Annotated in this window: 23 protein-coding genes; 18 read left to right on the top strand and 5 right to left on the bottom strand. The window is 71.6% G+C overall.

Annotated features, from left to right (window positions below; all coding sequences use genetic code 11):
• The first annotated feature begins 23 nt into the window (after positions 1-23).
• Entirely contained in the window at positions 24-1382 is a 1359-nt protein-coding gene (locus tag ACZ6C1_RS31690; protein ID WP_469245654.1) for a replication-associated recombination protein A, read from the top strand.
• Here ACZ6C1_RS31690 and ACZ6C1_RS31685 read toward each other — a convergent pair whose 3' ends face one another.
• Positions 1383-2066 carry a DUF2470 domain-containing protein gene (locus ACZ6C1_RS31685; protein ID WP_469245652.1) on the bottom strand — a complete coding sequence of 228 codons (684 nt, stop codon included), beginning with the start codon at positions 2064-2066 and terminating at the stop codon, positions 1383-1385.
• Between the two features lie 189 nt (positions 2067-2255).
• On the opposite strand from ACZ6C1_RS31685, the gene rpsD reads away from it, so the two are divergent.
• Positions 2256-2870, top strand: a complete 615-nt coding sequence (gene rpsD / locus ACZ6C1_RS31680) for a 30S ribosomal protein S4 (protein ID WP_064068039.1) — start codon at positions 2256-2258, stop codon at positions 2868-2870.
• A 154-nt stretch (positions 2871-3024) separates the two neighbouring features.
• On the opposite strand, the gene ACZ6C1_RS31675 is transcribed toward rpsD, so the two are convergent.
• Positions 3025-5142, bottom strand: a complete 2118-nt coding sequence (locus tag ACZ6C1_RS31675; RefSeq protein ID WP_469245650.1) for an ATP-binding protein — start codon at positions 5140-5142, stop codon at positions 3025-3027.
• A 192-nt stretch (positions 5143-5334) separates the two neighbouring features.
• On the opposite strand from ACZ6C1_RS31675, the gene ACZ6C1_RS31670 reads away from it, so the two are divergent.
• The 11 genes from ACZ6C1_RS31670 to ACZ6C1_RS31620 all read left to right on the top strand — a co-directional run bounded on the left by ACZ6C1_RS31670 (position 5335) and on the right by ACZ6C1_RS31620 (position 16320).
• Positions 5335-5766, top strand: coding sequence for a DUF948 domain-containing protein (locus ACZ6C1_RS31670; protein WP_064068038.1), 432 nt, complete (start codon positions 5335-5337; stop codon positions 5764-5766).
• Positions 5767-5774: 8 nt separating this feature from the next.
• Positions 5775-6119, top strand: coding sequence for a DUF6167 family protein (locus ACZ6C1_RS31665; protein ID WP_469245648.1), 345 nt, complete (start codon positions 5775-5777; stop codon positions 6117-6119).
• Positions 6119-8788, top strand: a complete 2670-nt coding sequence (gene alaS, locus ACZ6C1_RS31660) for an alanine--tRNA ligase (RefSeq protein WP_469245646.1) — start codon at positions 6119-6121, stop codon at positions 8786-8788. Before ACZ6C1_RS31665 ends, alaS begins: the two co-directional genes overlap by 1 nt.
• The gene (gene ruvX, locus ACZ6C1_RS31655; protein WP_469245644.1) at positions 8788-9252 is read left to right on the top strand and encodes a Holliday junction resolvase RuvX; all 465 of its coding nucleotides are present in this window, start codon (positions 8788-8790) and stop codon (positions 9250-9252) included. The genes alaS and ruvX overlap by 1 nt, the downstream gene beginning before the upstream one ends.
• Positions 9253-9353: 101 nt before the next feature.
• The gene (gene mltG, locus ACZ6C1_RS31650; protein ID WP_469245642.1) at positions 9354-11036 is read left to right on the top strand and encodes an endolytic transglycosylase MltG; all 1683 of its coding nucleotides are present in this window, start codon (positions 9354-9356) and stop codon (positions 11034-11036) included.
• Positions 11033-11884, top strand: coding sequence for a shikimate dehydrogenase (locus ACZ6C1_RS31645; protein WP_469245640.1), 852 nt, complete (start codon positions 11033-11035; stop codon positions 11882-11884). Before mltG ends, ACZ6C1_RS31645 begins: the two co-directional genes overlap by 4 nt.
• A gap of 239 nt (positions 11885-12123) precedes the next feature.
• On the top strand, positions 12124-13308 hold the full coding sequence (aroC, locus tag ACZ6C1_RS31640) for a chorismate synthase (RefSeq protein WP_469245638.1): 1185 nt from the start codon (positions 12124-12126) through the stop codon (positions 13306-13308).
• The gene (locus tag ACZ6C1_RS31635; protein ID WP_469245637.1) at positions 13305-13820 is read left to right on the top strand and encodes a shikimate kinase; all 516 of its coding nucleotides are present in this window, start codon (positions 13305-13307) and stop codon (positions 13818-13820) included. The genes aroC and ACZ6C1_RS31635 overlap by 4 nt, the downstream gene beginning before the upstream one ends.
• Positions 13817-14911 (top strand): 3-dehydroquinate synthase, encoded by a 1095-nt coding sequence (gene aroB / locus ACZ6C1_RS31630; protein ID WP_469245635.1) that lies wholly within the window; start codon positions 13817-13819, stop codon positions 14909-14911. The genes ACZ6C1_RS31635 and aroB overlap by 4 nt, the downstream gene beginning before the upstream one ends.
• Positions 14908-15348 (top strand): type II 3-dehydroquinate dehydratase, encoded by a 441-nt coding sequence (gene aroQ, locus ACZ6C1_RS31625; RefSeq protein WP_469245634.1) that lies wholly within the window; start codon positions 14908-14910, stop codon positions 15346-15348. The genes aroB and aroQ overlap by 4 nt, the downstream gene beginning before the upstream one ends.
• A gap of 123 nt (positions 15349-15471) precedes the next feature.
• On the top strand, positions 15472-16320 hold the full coding sequence (locus ACZ6C1_RS31620) for a Pro-rich N-terminal domain-containing protein (RefSeq protein WP_469245632.1): 849 nt from the start codon (positions 15472-15474) through the stop codon (positions 16318-16320).
• Positions 16321-16431: 111 nt separating this feature from the next.
• On the opposite strand, the gene ACZ6C1_RS31615 is transcribed toward ACZ6C1_RS31620, so the two are convergent.
• Positions 16432-16947: a hemerythrin domain-containing protein gene (locus tag ACZ6C1_RS31615; protein WP_469245630.1), complete on the bottom strand. Its 516-nt coding sequence runs from the start codon at positions 16945-16947 to the stop codon at positions 16432-16434.
• A 64-nt stretch (positions 16948-17011) separates the two neighbouring features.
• Positions 17012-18271, bottom strand: a complete 1260-nt coding sequence (locus ACZ6C1_RS31610) for a serine hydrolase domain-containing protein (RefSeq protein WP_469245628.1) — start codon at positions 18269-18271, stop codon at positions 17012-17014.
• A gap of 266 nt (positions 18272-18537) precedes the next feature.
• Between ACZ6C1_RS31610 and ACZ6C1_RS31605 the strand changes: the two genes are divergently transcribed.
• Genes ACZ6C1_RS31605 through nusB form a run of 3 tightly spaced genes read left to right on the top strand, consistent with a single transcriptional unit; the run spans position 18538 to position 20700 of the window.
• Positions 18538-19644 carry an aminopeptidase P family protein gene (locus tag ACZ6C1_RS31605; protein ID WP_469245626.1) on the top strand — a complete coding sequence of 369 codons (1107 nt, stop codon included), beginning with the start codon at positions 18538-18540 and terminating at the stop codon, positions 19642-19644.
• A 58-nt stretch (positions 19645-19702) separates the two neighbouring features.
• Positions 19703-20269, top strand: coding sequence for an elongation factor P (efp, locus tag ACZ6C1_RS31600; RefSeq protein WP_064068025.1), 567 nt, complete (start codon positions 19703-19705; stop codon positions 20267-20269).
• Positions 20270-20271: 2 nt separating this feature from the next.
• The gene (gene nusB / locus ACZ6C1_RS31595; RefSeq protein ID WP_351817668.1) at positions 20272-20700 is read left to right on the top strand and encodes a transcription antitermination factor NusB; all 429 of its coding nucleotides are present in this window, start codon (positions 20272-20274) and stop codon (positions 20698-20700) included.
• Between the two features lie 161 nt (positions 20701-20861).
• On the opposite strand, the gene bldD is transcribed toward nusB, so the two are convergent.
• The gene (bldD, locus tag ACZ6C1_RS31590) at positions 20862-21362 is read right to left on the bottom strand and encodes a transcriptional regulator BldD (protein ID WP_064068023.1); all 501 of its coding nucleotides are present in this window, start codon (positions 21360-21362) and stop codon (positions 20862-20864) included.
• A gap of 197 nt (positions 21363-21559) precedes the next feature.
• Here bldD and pyrR point away from each other — a divergent pair, with 197 nt between their 5' ends.
• Positions 21560-22147, top strand: coding sequence for a bifunctional pyr operon transcriptional regulator/uracil phosphoribosyltransferase PyrR (gene pyrR, locus ACZ6C1_RS31585; RefSeq protein ID WP_469245623.1), 588 nt, complete (start codon positions 21560-21562; stop codon positions 22145-22147).
• A gap of 121 nt (positions 22148-22268) precedes the next feature.
• Positions 22269-23243 carry an aspartate carbamoyltransferase catalytic subunit gene (locus tag ACZ6C1_RS31580; protein ID WP_469245621.1) on the top strand — a complete coding sequence of 325 codons (975 nt, stop codon included), beginning with the start codon at positions 22269-22271 and terminating at the stop codon, positions 23241-23243.

Raw genomic sequence — 23243 nt, 5'->3', positions numbered from 1 at the left:
TGGGCTGACATACGCTTCTGGATGTGGAGCCCGACCTCTTTACCGCCGCAGCCGAAGAACGCCAGGAGAAGGACCCGTCAAGCAGCCCGCTGGCGGTCCGGATGCGCCCGCGCACCCTGGACGAAGTCGTCGGCCAGCAGCACCTGCTGAAGCCGGGGTCACCCCTGCGCCGACTGGTGGGTGAAGGCGCCGGGGGACCGGCCGGTGCCTCGTCCGTGATCCTCTGGGGTCCGCCCGGCACGGGCAAGACGACCCTGGCGTACGTCGTGTCGAAGGCGACCAACAAGCGGTTCGTGGAGCTGTCCGCGATCACCGCGGGGGTCAAGGAGGTCCGCGCGGTCATCGACGGTGCCCGCCGCGCGGCCGGTGGCTTCGGCAAGGAGACGGTGCTCTTCCTCGACGAGATCCACCGCTTCAGCAAGGCCCAGCAGGACTCCCTGCTGCCGGCCGTGGAGAACCGCTGGGTCACCCTCATCGCCGCCACCACCGAGAACCCGTACTTCTCGGTGATCTCCCCCCTGCTCTCCCGCTCCCTCCTCCTGACCCTCGAACCGCTCACGGACGACGACATCCGGGGCCTGCTGAAGCGGGCGCTCACCGACGAGCGCGGCCTGCACGGCGCGGTGACTCTGCCCGAGGACGCCCAGTCCCACCTGCTGCGGATCGCGGGCGGCGACGCCCGCCGGGCGCTCACCGCGCTGGAGGCCGCGGCCGGCGCGGCCCTGGCGAAGAAGGAAGCCGAGATCACCCTCGCCACCCTCGAGGAGACGGTGGACCGGGCCGCGGTGAAGTACGACCGGGACGGCGACCAGCACTATGACGTGGCCAGCGCGCTGATCAAGTCCATTCGAGGCTCCGACGTCGACGCGGCCCTGCACTACCTCGCCCGGATGATCGAGGCGGGCGAGGACCCCCGCTTCATCGCCCGCCGCCTGATGATCTCGGCGAGTGAGGACATCGGTCTCGCGGACCCGACCGCCCTGCCCCTCGCGGTCGCGGCCGCCCAGGCAGTGGCCATGATCGGGTTCCCGGAGGCGGCCCTCACCCTGAGCCACGCCACGATCGCCCTCGCCCTGGCCCCGAAGTCGAACGCCGCGACCACGGCGATAGCCGCGGCCCGTGCGGACGTGCGCAACGGCCTGGCGGGCCCGGTGCCGCCCCATCTGCGCGACGGGCACTACAAGGGCGCGGCCAAGCTCGGCCACGCCCAGGGATACGTGTATCCGCACGACGTGCCGGGCGGCATCGCGGCCCAGCAGTACGCCCCGGACGAGATCCACGGCAGGCGCTACTACGAGCCGACGCGCTACGGCGCGGAGGCGCGGTACGCGGACGTGGTCGAGAAGGTGCGCGAGCGGCTGCGCGGTGAAGGGACCGTCTGATCAGCCCTGCGCCGCTTCGAAAAGGGCATGCATCGCACGCCGCAGCCCATGGATGTCCCGCACGGGCTCGGGGAAGTCGAAGCGCGCGTCGAAGGAGCGCCCCTCCTGGTCCCGGCAGCGCACCCGCAGCCCGAAGCGGTCCAGCGCCAGCGGCGCCACGCGCCGTACGTCGGCGCGGTGCGCGAGCAGTCCGCTCAGCCCCTGCACATGGTCGTCGTGGGCGGCGGCGAGGTGCTGGAGCAGCTCGGTCTCGTACGACGTGAGCGGGTCCGGGAGGGCGTCGGCGAAGTCCTCGGGGCTCACCGCGGCGTCGCCCCACAGGTCGTCGACGTACACCTCGCCGACCTCCAGGCGCAGCATCATGTGTCCGGGCTCGGCGACACCGGGCGCGCACGTCAGCCAGCCGGAGACCCAGGCCCGCCCCCGGATGCGGTCGGGGACGGCGACCGGGGCGACGTCCGTGAGCTCCAGCACGGCGGGCAGTTCGTCGTCCTGCGCGTGCGTGGCGGCCCGTACGGCCGGGGCGTCGGCGGGGAACAGCAGGAAGACCTCGCCGTCCGTGCCGACCACACGCGCCTCCGGCATCAGCTCCTCCGGCCGGGCCCCGTCGGCCCCCGGCAGGATGAGCACCGCGGAGCATGTACTCTGTACGAGAGTTCGTGTGCGCTCGGCTGCTGACGGCATCCGGGCGGTTTCAAGCCCGCTGGGACGCGGCTGACCATGAGCTGATCGGACCTCCGTCACATCGATGCTCTGCGAAGCAGGAGCGTCGCTCTTTGTGCTGCTGTCTGTGATGCGCGTGGTGTTCCCAGGGCTCGACATGCGATCTCCTTGATTAAGGTAAGCCTAACCTATTTCGGAGGTCTGGAGAACGTGCCTAACCAGTCGCGTCCCAAGGTCAAGAAGTCTCGTGCGCTCGGTATCGCGCTGACGCCGAAGGCCGTCAAGTACTTCGAGGCCCGCCCCTACCCGCCGGGCGAGCACGGCCGTGGCCGCAAGCAGAACTCGGACTACAAGGTCCGTCTGCTCGAGAAGCAGCGTCTGCGTGCCCAGTACGACATCAGCGAGCGCCAGATGGCGCGCGCCTACGACCGTGCCAAGAAGGCCGAGGGCAAGACGGGCGAGGCGCTGGTCGTCGAGCTCGAGCGCCGTCTCGACGCCCTGGTCCTGCGTTCGGGCATCGCCCGCACCATCTACCAGGCCCGCCAGATGGTCGTCCACGGCCACATCGAGGTCAACGGTGGCAAGGTCGACAAGCCGTCGTTCCGCGTGCGCCCCGACGACGTCGTGATGGTCCGCGAGCGCAGCCGCAGCAAGACGCTGTTCCAGGTGGCGCGTGAGGGTGGCTTCGCCCCCGACGGCGAGACCCCGCGTTACCTCCAGGTCAACCTGAAGGCCCTGGCCTTCCGCCTCGACCGCGAGCCGAACCGCAAGGAAATCCCGGTCATCTGCGACGAGCAGCTCGTCGTCGAGTACTACGCCCGCTGACGTAGCCCTCACGCGGTTGTCGAGCCCGCCGTTCCCTCCGGGGAGCGGCGGGCTCCCGCGTTCCCGGCGCCCCGCCGTCCGGTGGCGGGGGGCGTGCGGGCCGCCCGCCCGCTCGCGGGAGCCCGGCCCAGGCCGCCGGCCCGGCCCGGACCGCTCACCGCGGACGCGGAGGGCGCGGCCGAGGCCGTGACCGCGACCGGTGCCGCGGCGACGGCACCCCGTCCAGCGGCGGCCGGCCCGACAGCGCCCGCTCCACCGCCGCGTCCAGCGACAGGGCGCCGCCCTCCGCGACGTACGACCGGAACCGCTCCGCGCCCAGCTCCTCGCCGGCCCGCTGCTCGCACAGGGCCCGGGGCGCGCTGAAGTAGCCGGAGCCGAACAGCGGCGGTCCCACCGCCTCCCACATCGGCGCGGCCGCGCCCTGGAGCACCGCCGCCTCCGCCGGGTCGCCCTCGGCGGCCGTCACCAGCGCGAGCAGCTCGATGGCCAGGACCAGTCCGACCAGGTCGTTGAACTGGTGGTCGATGGTGATGCACTCCCGCAGCAGCTCCCGGGCCTCGCCGTGCTCGCCCCGGGTCCAGGCCGAGTACGCCAGGACGTACAGCGCGTAGGCCCGCGTCCACCGCTCGCCCCGGTCCTCGCAGATATCCCGCACTTCCCGGCACAGCTCCACGGCCGTTTCCAGGTCGTCCAGGAAGACCTTCGCCATCGCCAGCTCCACCTGGCCCATCAGGACCTGGCTGTTCAGCTCCCCCTGCTCGCGGTACGAGGTCAGGGCCCGCGCCAGCAGCTCCTCGGCGCGCTGCATGTCGTCCGACAGCAGCGCCAGGCAGCCCATGCGATGGGTCGTGTACGCGGCCGCCAGCGCGTTGCCCGTACGGGCCGCGCCCTGTCCGCACTCGTGCAGCGCCGCCACCGCCGCCGGATTGTCGCCCTGCAGGATCGCCACGTACCCCAGCACCCACAGCGCCCGGAGCCGGGCCTCGTCATGGCCCGAGTCCAGGGCCACCGCCCGGTCCAGCCAGTGCCGTCCCTCCGCCAGCCGCCCGCAGCCGACCCAGGAGAACCAGAGCGTCGCGGCCAGGTGCTGCGCCAGGTGTGCCTCGTCGGGCGCCTCCAGGCACAGCTCCAGAGCCGCCCGCAGGTTGGGCAGCGCACCGTCGGCGCAGGCGGCCACCTCGGCCTGGCGAGGGCTGAACCACTCCAGCTCGCACCAGGTGGCCAGGCCCATGTACCAGTCGCGGTGCCGGCGCCGTATCCGCGCCTCGTCGCCCAGCGCCGTCAGCCACTCCGCCCCGTACGCCCGGACCGTGTCCAGCATCCGGTAGCGCACGCCCGCCGCCGTGTCCTCACGCCCCACGACCGACTGCGCCACCAGCTCGGCGAGCACGTCGAGCACCCCCTCGGCCGGCAGCTCCGGGCCGCCGCACACGTACTCCGCCGCCTCCAGGTCGAAGGGGCCGGCGAACACCGACAGCCGCGCCCACAGCAGCCGTTCCCGGGGCGTGCACAGCTCATGGCTCCAGCCGATCGCCGTCCGCAGCGTCCGGTGCCGGGGCAGCGCGCCCCGCGCGCCACCCGTCAGCAGCCGGAACCGGTCGTCGAGCCGGTGCAGCATCTGGTCGACGGTGAGTACGGGCAGCCGGCCGGCGGCCAGCTCCAGGGCCAGCGGAATCCCGTCGAGGCGCCGGCACAGTTCCCGTACCGCGCCGGTGTCCTCGACACGGAGCCGCGGCGCCACCGCGGCGGCCCGGTCGGTGAACAGCCGTACCGCGTCGGCGTCCGGCAGAGGCGCGAGCGGCAGCACGGCCTCGCCGTCCAGCCGCAGCGGACAGCGGGCGGCGGCCAGCACGGCCAGCCCGGGGGAGCGGCGCAGCAACTCCCGTACGAGACCGGCGCACTCGTCCGCGAGATGTTCGAAGCCGTCGAGGACCAGCAGCAGCCGACGGCCGGCGAGGTGCTCGAGCAGTACCTCACGCGGCGGCCTGCGGGTGTGGTCCGTGAGGCCGAGCGCGTCCAGCAGGGCCTGTTCCAGCAGTCCCGGATCGCGCAGCGTCGCCAGCTCCGCCGGCACGACCCCGTCGCAGTAGCGTTTCTCCGTATCGTCGGCGATCTGCGCGGCCGCCCTCAGCACCAGCCGGGACTTGCCGACACCGCCCACGCCGATCACCGTGACGATCCGGAACTCCGCCAGCAGCCGCTTCAGTTCACCGATGTCGCCGTCACGTCCGACGAACCGGTTCAGCTCCGCCGGCAGATTGCTCCGTCGCATGGAACACGGAGCGTACTGGCGTCGACGCGGTCCGTACAATCGGACCGCGCAGGTCCGCCTCCGCGCAGCCGTAACGCGCTGCGCGGCAAATGCGGTACGGCGAGCGAGCGTCGGCGCGATAGGCTCGGAGAACGACTTTTCACGGCGTCCGACATACGCGACGACCGACCGACGAGCAGAGAGCGGTGCGCAGTGACCGGTGGAGAGGTTGCCGGGATTCTGGTTGCCGTCTTCTGGGCGATCCTGGTCTCCTTCCTGGCCGTGGTGCTGGTGAGGCTGGCCCAGACGCTCAGGGCGACCACCCGACTCGTGGCCGAGGTGACCGAGCAGGCGGTCCCGTTGCTGGCCGACGCCTCCGCCACCGTGCGCTCCGCGCAGACGCAGCTCGACCGGGTCGACGCCATCGCGTCGGACGTCCAGGAAGTCACCTCCAACGCCTCCGCGCTCTCCACGACGGTCGCCTCCACCTTCGGCGGACCGCTCGTCAAGGTCGCGGCGTTCGGCTACGGCGTGCGCCGGGCGATGAGCCGGAACAAGAACGACAGGCCGGCCGAGCAGCCCCGGCGTACGGTGATCGTCGGCCGTACGGTGCCGGGAGCCAGGGGCCGGAAGCGGAAGGGCTGACGCAAGGGATGTTCCGCCGTGCTTTCTGGTTCACCGCGGGCGCCGCAGCCGGCGTGTGGGCCACCACCAAGGTCAATCGCAAGCTCAAGCAGCTGACCCCGGAGAGCCTCGCCGCCCAGGCCGCCGACAAGGCGGTCGAGGCCGGCCACCGGCTCAAGGAGTTCGCACTCGACGTCCGGGCGGGCATGCTCCAGCGCGAGGCCGAACTGGGCGAGGCACTGGGCCTGGAGGCACCCGTCGACGACCCCGCTCTCCCGGCGCCGCGCCGCGCCGCGGCCCTCGACAGTCCCCGGGACGGCGCCCGCCCCCCGTATCCCCACAACCACTCGTACAACCGGAATGAGGACCACTGATGGAGTCGGCTGAAATCCGCCGCCGCTGGCTGAGCTTCTTCGAGGAGCGCGGGCACACCGTCGTCCCTTCGGCGTCGCTCATCGCGGACGACCCGACTCTGCTCCTGGTCAACGCCGGCATGGTGCCGTTCAAGCCCTACTTCCTGGGTGAGGAGAAGCCGCCGTACACCCGCGCCTCCAGCGTGCAGAAGTGCGTGCGCACGCCGGACATCGAAGAGGTCGGCAAGACCACCCGCCACGGCACGTTCTTCCAGATGTGCGGCAACTTCTCCTTCGGCGACTACTTCAAGGAAGGCGCCATCAAGCTCGCCTGGGAGCTGCTGACCGGCTCCGTCGAGCACGGCGGCTACGGCCTGGAGCCCGAGAAGCTCTGGATCACCGTCTACCAGGACGACGACGAGGCCGAGCAGATCTGGCGTGACGTCGTGGGCGTTCCCGCCGAGCGCATCCAGCGCCTGGGCAAGAAGGACAACTTCTGGTCCATGGGCGTCCCCGGCCCGTGCGGCCCCTGCTCCGAGATCAACTACGACCGCGGCCCCGAGTTCGGCGTCGAGGGCGGCCCGGCCGTCAACGACGAGCGGTACGTGGAGATCTGGAACCTGGTCTTCATGCAGTACGAGCGCGGCGAGGGCACCTCCAAGGAGGACTTCGAGATCCTCGGTGACCTGCCGAGCAAGAACATCGACACGGGCCTCGGTCTCGAACGCCTGGCGATGATCCTCCAGGGCGTACAGAACATGTACGAGACCGACACCCTGAAGGTCGTCATCGACAAGGCCACCGAGCTCACCGGTGTGCGCTACGGCCAGGCCCACGAGAGCGACGTCTCACTGCGCGTGGTCGCCGACCACATGCGTACGTCCGTGATGCTCATCGGCGACGGCGTCACGCCGGGCAACGAGGGCCGCGGCTATGTGCTGCGCCGCATCATGCGCCGCGCCGTCCGCAACATGCGTCTGCTCGGGGCCACCGGCCCGGTCGTCGGCGAGCTCGTCGACACGGTCATCAAGACGATGGGCGAGCAGTACCCGGAGCTGGAGACCGACCGCAAGCGCATCGAGACCGTCGCCCTCGCCGAGGAGGCCGCGTTCCTCAAGGCCCTCAAGGGCGGCACCAACATCCTCGACACCGCCGTCACCGAGACCAAGGCCGCCGGTGGCACGGTGCTCTCCGGCGACAAGGCGTTCCTGCTCCACGACACCTGGGGCTTCCCGATCGACCTCACCCTGGAGATGGCCGCCGAGCAGGGCCTGTCCGTGGACGAGGCCGGCTTCCGCCGCCTGATGCAGGAGCAGCGGGACCGTGCCAAGGCCGACGCCAGGGCCAAGAAGACCGGCCACGCCGACGTCTCCGCCTACCGCGAGATCGCCGACACCTCCGGTGCCACCGAGTTCGTGGGCTACACCAACACCGAGGGCGAGACCACGGTCGTCGGCCTGCTCGTCAACGGTGTCCCCTCGCCCGCCGCCACCGAGGGTGACGAGATCGAGGTCGTCCTCGACCGCACCCCGTTCTACGCCGAGGGCGGCGGCCAGATCGCCGACACCGGCCGCATCCGGCTGCACAGCGGTGCCGTCATCGAGGTGCGCGACGTGCAGCAGCCGGTCCCGGGCGTCTCCGTCCACAAGGGCTCGGTCCAGGTCGGCGAGGTGACCGTCGGGGCCACCGCGTACGCCACGATCGACGTACGGCGCCGCCGCGCCATCGCCCGTGCCCACAGCGCCACGCACCTGACCCACCAGGCGCTGCGCGACGCGCTGGGCCCGACGGCCGCCCAGGCCGGTTCGGAGAACCAGCCCGGTCGTTTCCGGTTCGACTTCGGTTCGCCGTCGGCCGTGCCGCAGGCGGTCATGACCGACGTCGAGCAGAAGATCAACGAGGTCCTCGCCCGCGAGCTGGACGTGCACGCCGAGGTCATGGCGATCGACGAGGCCAAGCGGCAGGGCGCCATCGCCGAGTTCGGCGAGAAGTACGGCGAGCGCGTGCGTGTGGTCACGATCGGCGACTTCTCCAAGGAACTGTGCGGTGGTACGCACGTCCACAACACCGCCCAGCTCGGCCTGGTGAAGCTGCTCGGCGAGTCGTCGATCGGTTCCGGGGTGCGCCGCATCGAGGCCCTCGTGGGTGTCGACGCGTACAACTTCCTGGCCAGGGAGCACACGGTCGTCGCCCAGCTCCAGGAGCTGGTCAAGGGCCGTCCCGAGGAGCTCCCGGAGAAGATCTCCGGCATGCTCGCCAAGCTCAAGGACGCCGAGAAGGAGATCGAGAAGTTCCGCGCGGAGAAGGTGCTCCAGGCCGCCGCCGGTCTCGCCCAGGGCGCCCAGGACGTCCGTGGTGTGGCCCTGGTGACCGGGCAGGTCCCGGACGGAACCGGCGCCGACGACCTGCGCAAGCTGGTCCTGGACGTGCGTGGCCGTATCCCGGGTGACCGCCCGGCCGTCGTCGCCCTGTTCACCACGGCGAACGGCCGTCCGCTCACCGTCATCGCCACCAACGAGGCCGCCCGTGAGCGCGGCCTCAAGGCCGGTGACCTGGTCCGTACCGCCGCCAAGACCCTCGGCGGCGGCGGTGGTGGCAAGCCGGACGTCGCCCAGGGCGGCGGTCAGAACGCGGAGGCCGTCGGCGACGCCATCGCCGCCGTCGAGCGGCTCGTCGCGGACACCGTCTGATGAGACGGGGCCGCCGGCTCGCGATCGACGTCGGGGACGCCCGGATCGGGGTCGCCTCCTGCGACCCCGACGGGGTCCTCGCCACGCCGGTGGAGACCGTGCCGGGACGCGATGTCCCGGCCGCCCACCGGCGGTTGAAGCAGATCACCGAGGAGTACGAACCGATCGAGATCGTGGTCGGGCTCCCTCGCTCCCTCAGCGGGGGCGAGGGCCCGGCCGCGGCCAAGGTCCGCGCCTTCGCGCAGGAGCTCGCCCGTGGGGCATCCCCCGTCCCCGTACGACTCGTGGACGAGAGGATGACCACAGTGACGGCCACTCAAGGGCTGCGCGCATCGGGCGTGAAGTCCAAAAAGGGCCGGTCTGTCATCGATCAGGCAGCCGCTGTGATCATCCTTCAGAACGCTCTTGAGTCCGAACGGGTATCAGGTAATCCGCCCGGAGAGAGCGTCGAAGTGGTCATCTGATCGCGATACGGTAACGTTCCCCGCTACGCGGCGGTGTTCGAACAGTCGCCGCGCTACGTAGAGGCGGATCGTCCGGACGCCTCGCGGCTGTTTGGGGATCGATGACTGAGTATGGCCGGAGCTCCGGCTCCGAACCGTGGCACCCCGAGGACCCGGAACACGGGCACCAGGGGTGGGAAGGTCAGCAGGCCTACTACCAGCAGACGCAGTACGGGAACCAGCACGACCCGTACCAGCAGCAGCCGCAGCAGGGTTACGGCGACCAGCACTACCAGGGGGCGCAGGACCACCACGCCCAGCAGGGTCAGTACCCGCAGCAGGGCCAGTTCCCCCAGCAGGGGCACCCTCAACAGGGCTACCCCCAGCAGACCTACGCGGGGCAGCCGTACGACAACGGCGGCTGGGACACCGGCCAGCAGGCCGCGATGCCCTACGGGACGTCGGCCCCGGCCGACCCGTACGGCGCCCAGGCCCCCGACCTGTACGGCACCCCCGAGGCGTACCCACCGCCGCAGCCCCCGGGCCAGCGGCGGGCCGAGCCCGAGCCGGAGCCGGTGCGCGACGAGCCGGAGGAGGAGAACCACCCGTTCTTCTCGGACGGCGCCGACGACGAGGACGACGGCTACGACGACGAGGCGGCCGGATCGAGGCGCGGCGGTGGCCAGGACCGCCGGGGCGGCAAGCAGAAGAAGAAAAAGAGCCGCAACGGCCTGGCCTGCCTGGTCGTCGCCCTCGTCATGGCGGGCGGTGCCGGCGGCGTGGGCTACTTCGGCTACCAGTTCTGGCAGGGTCAGTTCGGGGCGGCACCGGACTTCACCGGGGACGGCACGAACGAGACCGTTCAGGTCGAGATCCCCAAGGGCGCGGGCGGTTACGAGATCGCCGCACTGCTCGTGGAGAGCGGTGTGGTCAAGAGCAAGGGCGCCTTCGTCTCCGCCCAGGAGAAGAACCCCAAGGGCAAGAGCATTCAGGACGGCGTCTACACGCTCAAGAAGGGCATGTCCGCCGCCAGCGCCGTCGAGGCCATGCTGAATCCGGAGAACCGGAACGCCCTCACCATTCCGGAAGGCAAGCGGAGCGCGTACGTCTACGCGGAGATCGACAAAAAGCTGGAACTCAAACCGGGCACCACCGAGTCGGTCGCCAAGGCGAAAGCGAAGAACCTCGGCCTGCCGGCCTGGGCCACCGGCCATCCGGATCTCAAGGACCCGCTGGAAGGGTTCCTCTTCCCGGCGAGTTACCCGGTGGCCAAGGGCACCAAGCCGGAGGACGTCCTCAGGAAGATGGTCGCCCGGGCGAACGCCGAATACGGCAAGCTCGACATCGAGACGAAGGCCAAGTCCCTCGGCCTCAAGGGTCCGTGGGAACTGCTGACCGTCGCGAGCCTGGTGCAGGTCGAAGGCAAGTACAAGCACGACTTCGACAAGGTGGCCCGGGTCGTCTACAACCGCCTCAAGCCGAACAACATCGAGACGGTCGGGCGGCTCGAATTCGACTCGACCATCAATTACATCAAGGAAGAAAGCACCCTCGACGTCGGTGCGGTCGCGGATCTGCGCAAGATCGACGATCCGTACAACACCTATGACATCAAGGGCCTCACGCCCGGACCCATCAGCAATCCGGGTGTCGACGCCATCAATTCCGCGCTGAATCCGACACCCGGCCCCTGGTACTACTTCGTCTCGATCAACGAGGACAAGACGGTGTTCTCGGTGACGAACGAGGAACACAACCGGAACGTCGAGCAATACGAAAAGGAACGGGAGAAGTCCGGCCAGTGAGCACCGCGAGCACCGTGAGCACCGTGCGCACCGGGAAGCGCGCCGCCGTACTCGGGTCGCCGATCGCCCACTCCCTCTCCCCGGTGCTGCACCGGGCCGCCTACGCGGAGCTGGGCCTCACGCACTGGTCGTACGACAGGTACGAGGTGGACGAGGCCCGGCTCCCCGCGTTCTTCGAGGGGCTGGACGCGTCCTGGGCCGGACTGTCGCTGACCATGCCGCTCAAGCGGGCCGTCATCCCGCTGCTCGACGAGATCACCGCGACGGCCACCTCCGTCGAGGCCGTCAACACGGTCGTCTTCACGGAGGACGGCCGCCGCGTGGGCGACAACACCGACATCCCCGGCATGATCGCCGCGCTGCGGGAACGGGGCGTGGAGAAGGTGGAGACCGCCGCCGTGCTCGGCGCGGGCGCCACCGCGTCCTCCGCGCTCGCCGCGCTGTCCCGGATCTGCAGCGGGCCCGTCACCGCGTACGTACGCAGCGAGGGCCGCGCCGCGGAGATGCGCGGCTGGGGCGAGCGGCTCGGCATCCAGGTGCGCACCGACGACTGGGCCCGGGCGGCCGAGGGTCTGCGGGCGCCGCTGGTGATCGCCACGACGCCCGCCGGGACGACCGACGCGCTCGCCGCCGCGGTCCCCGACCGGCCGGGCACCCTCTTCGACGTGCTGTACGACCCGTGGCCGACCGCGCTGGCGGCCGCCTGGTCGGCCCGCGGGGGAGCGGTGGTCGGCGGGCTCGACCTCCTCGTCCACCAGGCCGTCCTCCAGGTGGAGCAGATGACCGGCCGCAGCCCCGCGCCGCTCGCGGTGATGAGGGCCGCCGGGGAACGGGCCCTCGCCGGATAGGCCTCGCCGCCGGACAGGCGCCGCCGGCCGGACGACGGGGAGGAGCCGGGGTGATCCCGGACGGCCCCGGACCGCCGTCCGCCCCTGGCGGCCCCGGGTGTCCGTGTGGCGGACTGGGCGTCCGCGTTCTGGACCGGGCACCGGGCCCGGGCCCGGACGTGGGAGGATCGGGGAAGGCGGGCCGGGGCCGCGCACCCGGTCGCGCCGTCGCAGTCGAGGCGCGAGCATGAGGAGCACCGTTGAGCAGGTTGCGCTGGCTGACCGCGGGGGAGTCGCACGGCCCCGCACTGGTGGCGACGCTGGAGGGTCTTCCCGCCGGTGTCCCGATCACCACGGAGATGGTGGCGGACCACCTGGCCCGTCGGCGCCTCGGCTATGGGCGCGGCGCCCGCATGAAGTTCGAGCGCGACGAGGTGACCTTCCTCGGCGGCGTACGCCACGGCCTCACCATGGGCTCGCCCGTCGCCGTGATGGTCGGCAACACCGAGTGGCCCAAGTGGGAGAAGGTCATGGCGGCCGACCCGGTCGACCCGGCCGAGCTCGCCGAACTGGCCCGCAACGCCCCGCTGACCCGGCCCCGGCCCGGCCACGCCGACCTGGCGGGCATGCAGAAGTACGGCTTCGACGAGGCCCGGCCGGTCCTGGAGCGCGCCAGCGCCCGTGAGACCGCCGCGCGCGTCGCGCTGGGCGCGGTCGCCCGCTCGTACCTCAAGGAGACGGCCGGCATCGAGATCGTGTCGCACGTCGTGGAGCTGGCCGCCGCCAAGGCCCCGTACGGCGTGTACCCGACCCCGGCCGACGTCGAGAAGCTGGACGCCGACCCGGTGCGCTGCCTGGACGCGGACGCGTCGAAGGCGATGGTCGCCGAGATCGACCAGGCCCACAAGGACGGCGACACCCTCGGCGGCGTCGTCGAGGTCCTCGCCTACGGCGTGCCCGTCGGCCTCGGTTCGCACGTCCACTGGGACCGGCGCCTGGACGCCCGCCTGGCCGCCGCCCTGATGGGCATCCAGGCGATCAAGGGCGTCGAGGTCGGCGACGGCTTCGACCTGGCCCGTGTCCCCGGCTCCAAGGCCCACGACGAGATCGTCGCCACCGACGAGGGCATCAAGCGCACCTCCGGCCGCTCCGGTGGCACCGAGGGCGGTCTGACCACGGGCGAGCTGCTGCGCGTACGCGCCGCGATGAAGCCCATCGCGACCGTGCCCCGGGCCCTCAAGACCGTCGACGTCGTCACCGGCGAGGCAGCCGCCGCGCACCACCAGCGCTCCGACGTCTGCGCCGTCCCGGCCGCCGGCATCGTCGCCGAGGCGATGGTCGCCCTGGTCCTCGCGGACGCCGTCGCGGAGAAGTTCGGCGGCGACAGCGTGGCGGAGACCCGCCGCAACGTCCGCTCGTACCTCGACAACCTCCACATCCGGTGAGCACCGGCCCGCTGATCGTCCTGGTCGGGCCGATGGGCTCCGGCAAGTCCACCGTGGGCGCGCTGCTCGCCGAGCGGCTCGGCGTGCCCTACCGGGACACGGACGCGGACATCGTGGCCGCCGGGGGACGCGAGATCTCCGACATCTTCATCGAGGACGGGGAAGAACACTTCCGCGCCCTCGAACGCGAGGCCGTACGGGCCGCCGTCGCCGAGCACACGGGCGTCCTCGCCCTCGGCGGCGGCGCCGTACTCGACGCCGGCACCCGGGAGCGCCTCTCCGGGCTCCCCGTCGTCTACCTGTCGATGGACGTCGAGGAAGCGGTCCGACGCGTCGGCCTGAACACCGCCCGCCCGCTGCTCGCCGTCAACCCGCGCCGCCAGTGGCGCGAGCTGATGGAGGCCCGGCGCCACCTGTACACCGAAGTCGCCCGGGTGGTCGTGGCCACCGACGACAAGACCCCCGAAGAGGTCGCCGAGGCGGTCCTCGACGCACTGGAGCTGAAGAAGTGACTGACCAGGCAGTGACCCGTATCCAGGTCGGCGGCACGGCCGGCACCGACCCGTACGAGGTGCTGGTCGGCCGGCAGCTGCTCGGCGAGCTGCCCGGCCTGATCGGCGACCGGGCCAAGCGCGTCGCCGTCATCCACCCGGAGGCGCTCGCCGACACCGGTGAGGCGCTGCGCGCCGACCTCGCCGAGCAGGGCTACGAGGCGGTCGCCATCCAGGTGCCGAACGCCGAGGAGGCCAAGACGGCCGAGGTGGCCGCGTACTGCTGGAAGGCGCTCGGCCAGACCGGCTTCACCCGCACCGATGTCATCGTCGGCGTGGGCGGCGGCGCCACCACCGACCTCGCCGGCTTCGTGGCGGCCACCTGGCTGCGCGGAGTGCGCTGGATCGCCGTCCCCACCACCGTCCTCGCCATGGTCGACGCGGCCGTCGGCGGCAAGACCGGCATCAACACCGCCGAGGGCAAGAACCTCGTCGGCGCCTTCCACCCGCCGGCCGGCGTCCTGTGCGACCTCGCGGCGCTGGACTCCCTGCCGGTCCACGACTACGTCAGCGGCCTGGCCGAGATCATCAAGGCCGGCTTCATCGCCGACCCGGTGATCCTGGACCTCATCGAGGAGGACCCGGCCGCCGCCCGTACGCCCGAGGGCCCGCACACCGCCGAGCTCATCGAGCGTTCGATCCGCGTCAAGGCGGACGTCGTCTCGTCCGACCTCAAGGAGTCCGGCCTCCGGGAGATCCTCAACTACGGCCACACCCTCGCCCACGCCATCGAGAAGAACGAGCGCTACAAGTGGCGTCACGGTGCCGCCGTCTCGGTCGGCATGGTCTTCGCGGCCGAACTCGGCCGTCTCGCGGGCCGGCTGGACGACGCCACCGCCGACCGGCACCGCACGGTCCTGGAGTCCGTCGGCCTCCCGCTCACCTACCGCGGTGACCAGTGGCCCAAGCTGCTGGACACCATGAAGGTCGACAAGAAGTCCCGCGGCGACCTGCTGCGGTTCATCGTCCTCGACGGTCTCGCCAAGCCGACCGTACTCGAAGGCCCCGACCCCGCCGTGCTCGTCGCCGCGTACGGCGAGGTCGCCTCATGAGCCGCAAGGTGCTGGTGCTCAACGGCCCCAACCTCGGCCGGCTCGGCTCGCGCGAGCCCGACGTGTACGGCGCGACCTCCTACGCGGGCCTGGTGGACACCTGCCGCGCCCTCGGCAAGGAGCTCGGTTTCGAGGTAGACGTACGCGAGACGAACGACGAGGGCGAGATGATCCGCTGGCTGCACGAGGCGGCCGACGGCTCCATCCCGGTCGTCATCAACCCCGGCGCCTTCACGCACTACTCGTACGGGATGAGGGACGCGGCCGCCCAGCGCACCGCGCCGCTCATCGAGGTGCACATCTCCAACCCGTACACGCGGGAGGAGTTCCGTCACACCTCCGTGGTCGCGGCGGTCGCCAGCGGCACCATCGCCGGTTTCGGGATCGGCTCCTACCGGCTCGCCCTGCGGGCCCTCGCCGACGAACTCTCCGGCTGACCGGGCACGTCGAACCGTCCCCGGTCGTTTGTCCCAACAACGGCCGGGGAGGGTACGGTTCGGTAACGGCGACCCGAACGGGCGCCCGATCAACGTCAGTCGCACGAGACGGAGTGGCACCGGATGCAGCATGCAGTGGGGGCTCCGCTGCCGCCGCCCCACCAGCCGGGGCACGCAGCCGCCGGATGGATGAACCAGGCCGCCGCCCATCACCCGGGCCCGCCGCCGCCCCAGGGACCACCTGCCCCGCCCCCGGCCGCACCGGCACCCCCGGCGGTCCCCGCGCCACCCGCGCCCGGCTGGGCGGCACCCCCCGCACCGCCGCGGGACGCCACGGGTCACATCCACCTCCCGTCCGGCACTCCGGTCGCCGCTCCGGCGCCGCCGCCCGCCGAACACGGCACCGGCACGGGGACCGCCACGCTCGCCGTCCTCCTCATCGGCCCGGCCGGCGCGGGGAAGACCACCGTCGCCCGCTACTGGGCCGGCAACCGCCGGGTTCCCACCGCGCACATCAGCCTCGACGACGTCCGCGAATGGGTCTGCGCCGGCTTCGCCGACCCCCAGTCCGGCTGGAACGACCAGTCCGAGGCGCAGTACCGCCTGGCCCGCCGCACCTGCGGATTCGCCGCGCGGAACTTCCTGGCCAACGGCATCTCCTGCATCCTCGACGACGCCGTCTTCCCCGACCGCCCGGTCGTGGGCCTCGGCGGCTGGAAGCGCCACGTCGGCCCGGGCCTCCTCCCGGTGGTCCTGCTGCCCGGTCTGGAGATCGTCCTGGAGCGCAACGCCGAGCGCACCGGAAACCGCCGCCTCTCCGACGAGGAGGTCGCCGGCATCCACGGCAGGATGGCCGGCTGGTACGGCTCCGGGCTGCCGATCATCGACAACTCCAAGTACGACGTGGAGACCACCGCCCGCGTCCTGGACGACGTCCTCGCCCGCGCCATAGCCAGCCCGCCGTCCTTCTAGGCGCCGAACGCGCGTACCGCCGTGGACGACAGCCGTCCACGGCGGTACACGCGCGTAGCGGAGCGGTGCGCAGCCCCGGTGCTCAGTGGGAGGACGACTCGGCCCCGGCGCTCAGTGGGAGGACGACTTCACCAGCCGGCGTACGTTCTCCACGCTGCCGCAGCCGGCCGCCAACGCCTCCGCCCGCGCCTTCGCGAACGCCGCGCCGAGTTCCGCGCGGCGTTCGGCGGAGACGTTCTCACGGGCGTCGTTGATGAGAGTCCGCTCCTCCTCGTCCGCGTGGTGGTTGACCGCCGTGACGAGCTCCTCGAGCTTCTCGTCCCACTCCTCGGAGCCGGTGTCCTCGACCTCGAGCAGGGCCAGCAGGGCCTCGTTGCCCTCCTCGTGCTCGTGCACGCTGTGCTCGACGTCCTCGTCGTCCACGTTCTTGTAACGCCGCAGCGCGGGGTAGACCTCGCTCTCCTCGGCCGTGGCATGGGCCACGAGCAGGGCGGCGAACTCCTGCAGCGCCCCCTCCCGGTCGGCCTGCACGTTCCGCATCGCCCGGAACAGCTCCTCCATCCGGCGGTGGTCCCGCAGGATGAGCTCGACGACGTCGGTGGTCGTGGTGGCGGTGCTGGTCGGCATGGAGACTCCTTCGAACCGTGGCGACAGTGTCCGGTCCGCCGGATACCCCGGTTTCCGCGGTTGACTACCGCAGCCGTGCCGGCGCCGCGGCGGACGGCGGCAGCAGCGCACCCGCCGGCCGGTCACCGGGCCCGCACAGGGCCTTGTCCAGCAGGCCTTCGAGCACCGCCCCTCCGCTGGAGTCCTCGCCGTACGGGTTGCCCGACAGGGCCACCTGGCGCCGGCCGTCCTCGGTGCCGAGGAGGAACGTCTGGTAGCCGGGGATCCCTCCCGGGTGACCCCACACCGGGCCACAGGCGGTTTCGTAGCGGATGATGCCGAGGCCGTACGAAGCCCCCAGCTCGGGGGCGGGGACGGTCTGGCGCATCTGGGCGAGCTGGGCCCTGGGCAGTAGCCGTCCGCCGAGCAGGGCGGCGAGGAACCGGTTGAGGTCGTCGGTGGAGGAGATATCGGCCCCGGCGGCGCCCGCCACGCTGGGGTTCAGCCGGCTGATGTCCACCGGGCCCTCGGGCAGCGGGAAGTACCCCTTGGCGTGGTGGCCGGGGATCCGTGGCGAGGTGGTGGGCATGAACGTGTCGTCCAGCTTCAGCGGCCGGACGATCCGCCGCTGGACCTCCTGCTGCCACGTCCGGCCGGACACCTTCTCGATCAGCATCCCCACCAGGACGTAGTTGGTGTTGGAGTACTTCCAGCCCTGGCCCGGCGGGAAGTAGGCGGAGTGGCGGTCGGCCACGTCCAGCAGGGCGCGGGGGGTGTACGTCCGCCACCGGTCCACCTCGACGAACCGGCGTACGGCGGCCTCGTCCGCCAGCAGGAACTCGGGGTCGTCGAGGTAGTCGCGGATACCGCTCGAGTGGTCGAGCAGCTGCCGGACGGTGACGCTGCGCCCGTGGGGCAGGGGGCCCGGCAGGTACCGCTCCACCGGGTCGTCCAGCCGGATCCTGCCCTCGGCCACCATCTGGAGCACCACCGTCGCGACGAACGTCTTGGTGACGCTGCCGATCCGGAACCTCCCGTCGGCACGGGCCCGTTCGCCGGTCCGCAGGTCGGCCGTGCCCGCCGCTCCCCGCCACTCGACGCGGCCCCGGTCGCGCACCTCGGCGAGCGCGGCGGTCACGCCAGCCCGCTCCACCAGTGCCTGGAGGTCGGCCCCCAGGTCCACGGGCCGTGACCGGTCTGCCGTCACCACCGGGGACGTCCGCGGCGACGGGGCGGCCGACGCGACCGGGGCGAAAGCGACCACGCTCGCTCCCACGAGCGCGGTGGCGGTCATCCATAAGGCGGTACGGCGGGCGCCGCGCACGGCCGACTGCTTGGGGATCATGTTTCTCCCTCCCTGGGGCCGCCGGGAGCGGCCCGGTGCGCTCAGCCTCCCAGTCGCCCCGCCGCCGACGCGTCCCCCGCGAGTACCTGCCCGAATACTCCGGGAGGGGGCCGTGGATCCCCGGGTTTCCTCCGGGAGGGACGGGACGCGTGGAGGATGCCGCTTCCGGCCCGTACGGGCGACAATGCCGCCGCCCGCAGCCCCCTCCGCCCCCGGTCGGGCCCGCCCGACCTGCCGACCCGCGCGGGCGCTCGTAGGCTCGGGGCATGTCAGAGGTGTTTGCGGACCGCCGAGGGCGGCTGCGTGACCGGTGCGCGGCGTCCGGCTCTGCGGCGGCCCTGGTCTCCCGCCCCGCCAACGTCCGGTATCTCGCGGGCGGCGCGCCCCCGGGGGCCGTCCTGCTGCTGGGCGCCGGTGACGACGTCCTGCTGTGTCCCGGTACGCCGTCCGGGGACCCGGTGGAGGGGCGCCTCGACGAGCAGCTGCGGCTCGTCGCGCTCCCCGCTGCCGGGCCCGACCCGGCGGTCGAGGCGGTCGGCTTCGCCCGCGAGGCGGGGGCGGACGTGCTCGCCGTCGAGGAGCACCACCTGACCGTGGCGCGTCACCGTGCGATGGGCGCGGTCGCCCCCCAGGTGCGCCTGGCGGACCTGGGCGGCGCCATCGAGCAGGAGCGGATCGTCAAGGACGAGGACGAGATCACCTGCCTCCGGATCGCGGCGGAGATCACCGACCAGGCCCTCGGTGAACTCCTCGAATCGATCCTCGTCGGCCGTACCGAACGTCACCTCGCCCTGGAACTGGAACGCCGCCTCGTCGACCACGGCGCCGACGGACCCGCGTTCCCCACCTCCGTCGCCACCGGCCCCAACGCCGGCCGGGGCGGCCACCGGCCCTCCGACCGCCGCGTCGAGGAAGGCGATTTCCTCTCCGTCTGTCTGGGCGCCAACTACCGCGGCTACCGCTGCGAGATCGGCCGCACCTTCGTCATCGGCACCTCGCCCGCCGACTGGCAGATCGAGCTGTACGACCTCGTCTTCGCCGCTCAGCGGGCCGCCCGCGAGTCCTTGACCCCCGGAGCCGCGTACGGGGACGTGGACCGTGCCGCCCGCCATATCCTCGACGCGGCGGGGTACGGCGAGTGCCTGGCGCCCTTCCTCGGACACGGGGTGGGGCTCGAAATCGAGGAGGACCCGCAGTTGGCACCCGGCGCCATGGGTAAACTGGACGCTTGCGTGCCGGTCACCGTCGAACCGGGGGTCCACCTCCCGGGCCGGGGCGGCGTCCGGATCGATGACACGCTCGTCGTACGCCAGGAGGCGGACGGCGGACCCGAGCTACTCACCATCACGACCAAGGAGCTGCTCGCGCTGTAGCGCGTGACGCACCACGCCTCGGTCGTCCACCAGCGTCAGTCCAGGAGATTCCGCAACCGTGGCTTCCACGAACGACCTCAAGAACGGCATGGTGCTCAAGCTCGACAACGACCAGCTCTGGTCCGTGGTCGAGTTCCAGCACGTCAAGCCCGGCAAGGGCCCGGCCTTCGTGCGCACCAAGCTCAAGAACGTGCTCTCCGGCAAGATCGTCGACAAGACGTTCAACGCCGGTGTGAAGGTCGAGACGGCCACCGTCGACCGCCGCGACATGCAGTTCTCGTACATGGACGGCGAGTACTTCGTCTTCATGGACATGCAGACCTATGACCAGCTGCACGTCTCCCGCGCCGCCGTCGGCGACGCCGCGAACTTCCTGATCGAGGGCTTCACCGCCACCGTCGCCACGCACGAGGGCGAGGTGCTCTACGTGGAGCTCCCCGCCGCCGTCGAGCTGACGATCCAGGAGACCGAGCCGGGCGTCCAGGGCGACCGCTCCACCGGTGGCACCAAGCCGGCCATCCTGGAGACCGGCCACCAGATCCAGGTCCCGCTCTTCATCACCACCGGTGAGAAGATCAAGGTCGACACTCGCGACAGCGGCTACCTCGGCCGGGTGAACAGCTAACCGTGGCTGCCCGGAACAAGGCCCGTAAGCGCGCCTTCCAGATCCTCTTCGAGGCCGACCAGCGCGGTGCGTCCGTGCAGGAGGTCCTCGCGGACTGGGTCCGGCACGCCCGGTCCGACGACCGGCAGCCGCCGGTCAGCGAGTACACGATGGAGCTCGTCGAGGGGTACGCGCAGTACGCCGGACGGATCGACGAGCTCATCGCCACCTACGCGGAGGGCTGGGCGCTCGACCGGATGCCGGTCGTCGACCGCAACATCCTGCGCCTCGGTGCGTACGAGCTGGTCTGGGTGGACGGCACCCCGGACGCCGTGGTGATCGACGAGGCGGTGCAGCTCGCCAAGGAGTTCTCCACCGACGAGTCCCCGTCGTTCGTCAACGGCATGATGGCCCGCTTCAAGGACCTCAAGCCGAAGCTCCGCCGGGACTGACCCGCACCCGTACCTGTCCGAAGGGCCCGCGGCGCACATGCGCGGCGGGCCCTTCGGCATGCTCCGGGACCGGGGCGGGCATGAAAACCGCCGGGGCGGAGGAGCACCCAAGGGCCCCTCCGCACCCGGCGGCAACGTTTCTGCTGTGGCGGGCCCGGGGATCAGGCCTCTTCGTGCGCCACCGCACGGCGCGCGTCCGCGTCCAGCACTCCCCAGCTGATGAGCTGCTCGGTCAGCACCGAGGGCGACTGGTCGTAGATGACCGCCAGTGTGCGCAGGTCGTCCTGCCGGATGGACAGCACCTTGCCGTTGTAGTCGCCGCGCTGCGACTGGATCGTCGCGGCGTAACGCTGCAGCGGACCCGCCTTCTCCGCGGGGACGTGAGCCAGGCGCTCCAGGTCCAGGACGAGCTTCGGCGGCGGCTCGGCGGCCCCGCCCGGCGTGGTGCCCGGCAGCAGCTCCTGCACCGGGACGCCGTAGAAGTCGGCCAGCTCGGCGAGGCGCTGCACGGTCACGGCACGGTCGCCGCGCTCGTACGAACCGACCACCACGGCCTTCCAGCGGCCCTGGGACTTCTCCTCCACACCGTGGAGGGAGAGGCCCTGCTGGGTGCGGATGGCACGGAGCTTGGCCCCGAGCTGTTTTGCGTATTCGCTGGACATATAGCTCCCGGGACGAAGGCTGGTAACTCACTGTGAGGTTACGCAGCGTTACTTGGCTGCGTCAAGCCGAATGGTCCGTACCGACGGTCTTCCACATCCCGGACGGGAGCACCCGCTCGGCCCTGGTACCGTGGGTGGCGCAATTCCGACGTCCTTTAAGGTCCGTCCCGTGAGGCGGAGAAGGAGGTCCGTTTCGTATGGACGCCATTCAGCAGTCCGATGCCGCACGCCCTGTTCTCGAGGGCCCCGACATCGCCCGGGTTCTGACCCGTATCGCCCACGAGATCGTCGAGCGCGCCAAGGGCGCCGACGACGTGGTCCTCCTCGGCATTCCCACGCGCGGCGTCTTCCTCGCCCGCCGCCTGGCCGACAAGCTCGAGCAGATCACCGGCCGCAAGGTGCCGGTCGGCTCGCTCGACATCACCATGTACCGCGACGATCTGCGGATGCGGCCCGCCCGAGCGCTCGCCCGCACCGAGATCCCCGGTGACGGCATCGACCGCCGCCTCGTCGTCCTCGTCGACGACGTCCTCTTCTCCGGCCGCACCATCCGCGCCGCCCTCGACGCGCTCGGCGACATCGGCCGCCCGCGCGCCGTCCAGCTCGCGGTCCTCGTGGACCGGGGCCACCGCGAACTCCCCATCCGCGCCGACTACGTCGGCAAGAACCTCCCCACGTCGCTGCGCGAGACGGTCAAGGTCCAGCTCGCCGAGGAGGACGGTCGCGACACCGTGCTGCTCGGGATGCGGGAGACCGCCCCCACCGCTCCGGCCGGCGAGCAGTAGCACCCCCGTACGACCCCTTCGTACGGCGTGCCGCCGCTGCGCGCCCGCACGCCTGCTGGGCCTGTCCCAGAACAGGTCACCTCCCGGCACTCGACCTCCACACACCGGAGAAAACCCCCCGATGATGCGCCACCTCATCTCGGCCGCCGACCTCACCCGCGACGAAGCCGTCCTCATCCTCGACACCGCCGAGGAGATGGCCCGGGTCGCCGACCGGCCGATCAAGAAGCTGCCCACCCTCCGCGGCCGCACGGTCGTCAACCTCTTCTTCGAGGACTCGACCCGTACCCGCATCTCCTTCGAGGCCGCGGAGAAGCGGCTCTCCGCCGACGTCATCAACTTCAGCGCCAAGGGCTCCTCCGTCTCCAAGGGAGAGTCCCTCAAGGACACCGCGCAGACTCTGGAGGCGATGGGCGTCGACGCCGTCGTCATCCGGCACGGAGCCTCCGGTGCCCCCTACCGCCTGGCCACCTCCGGCTGGATCGACGCGGCCGTCATCAACGCCGGCGACGGCACCCACCAGCACCCCACCCAGGCCCTGCTCGACGCCTTCACCATGCGCCGCCGGCTGATCGGCCGGGACGCGGGACTCGGCCAGGACCTGGCCGGCAAGCGCATCACGATCGTCGGTGACGTCCTGCACAGCCGGGTCGCCCGCTCCAACGTCGACCTGCTGCACACCCTCGGCGCCGAGGTCACCCTCGTCGCCCCGCCCACCCTCGTCCCCGTCGGCGTCGAGACCTGGCCCTGCGAGGTGTCGTACGACCTCGACAGCACCCTGCCGAAGTCCGACGCCGTGATGATGCTGCGGGTCCAGCGCGAGCGGATGAACGCCGCGTTCTTCCCGACCGAGCGCGAGTACTCGCGCCGCTACGGCCTCGACGGCGACCGCATGGCGAAGATGCCCGAACACGCCCTCGTGATGCACCCCGGCCCGATGGTGCGCGGCATGGAGATCACCGCCCAGGTCGCCGACTCCGACCGCTGCACGGTCGTCGAGCAGGTCGCCAACGGCGTATCGATCCGCATGGCCGTCCTCTACCTGCTTCTGGGCGGCAACGAGTCCGCCGCCAACACCCGTACCGAGGAGAAGTAA

It is taken from the genome of Streptomyces sp. NPDC041796, assembly GCF_055590785.1.
Note: the sequence above shows the minus strand (reverse complement) of the source record. Positions and strands in the feature narration are given on the sequence as shown.

Coding starts and splice junctions, on each gene's coding strand:
- ACZ6C1_RS31685 (WP_469245652.1), bottom strand. CDS start 2,066: ATGCCGTCAGCAGCCGAGCGCACACGAACTCTCGTACAGAGTACATGC.
- ACZ6C1_RS31675 (WP_469245650.1), bottom strand. CDS start 5,142: ATGCGACGGAGCAATCTGCCGGCGGAGCTGAACCGGTTCGTCGGACGT.
- ACZ6C1_RS31665 (WP_469245648.1), top strand. CDS start 5,775: ATGTTCCGCCGTGCTTTCTGGTTCACCGCGGGCGCCGCAGCCGGCGTG.
- alaS (WP_469245646.1), top strand. CDS start 6,119: ATGGAGTCGGCTGAAATCCGCCGCCGCTGGCTGAGCTTCTTCGAGGAG.
- ruvX (WP_469245644.1), top strand. CDS start 8,788: ATGAGACGGGGCCGCCGGCTCGCGATCGACGTCGGGGACGCCCGGATC.
- mltG (WP_469245642.1), top strand. CDS start 9,354: ATGACTGAGTATGGCCGGAGCTCCGGCTCCGAACCGTGGCACCCCGAG.
- aroQ (WP_469245634.1), top strand. CDS start 14,908: ATGAGCCGCAAGGTGCTGGTGCTCAACGGCCCCAACCTCGGCCGGCTC.
- ACZ6C1_RS31620 (WP_469245632.1), top strand. CDS start 15,472: ATGCAGCATGCAGTGGGGGCTCCGCTGCCGCCGCCCCACCAGCCGGGG.
- ACZ6C1_RS31615 (WP_469245630.1), bottom strand. CDS start 16,947: ATGCCGACCAGCACCGCCACCACGACCACCGACGTCGTCGAGCTCATC.
- ACZ6C1_RS31610 (WP_469245628.1), bottom strand. CDS start 18,271: ATGATCCCCAAGCAGTCGGCCGTGCGCGGCGCCCGCCGTACCGCCTTA.
- ACZ6C1_RS31605 (WP_469245626.1), top strand. CDS start 18,538: ATGTCAGAGGTGTTTGCGGACCGCCGAGGGCGGCTGCGTGACCGGTGC.
- bldD (WP_064068023.1), bottom strand. CDS start 21,362: ATGTCCAGCGAATACGCAAAACAGCTCGGGGCCAAGCTCCGTGCCATC.
- pyrR (WP_469245623.1), top strand. CDS start 21,560: ATGGACGCCATTCAGCAGTCCGATGCCGCACGCCCTGTTCTCGAGGGC.
- ACZ6C1_RS31580 (WP_469245621.1), top strand. CDS start 22,269: ATGATGCGCCACCTCATCTCGGCCGCCGACCTCACCCGCGACGAAGCC.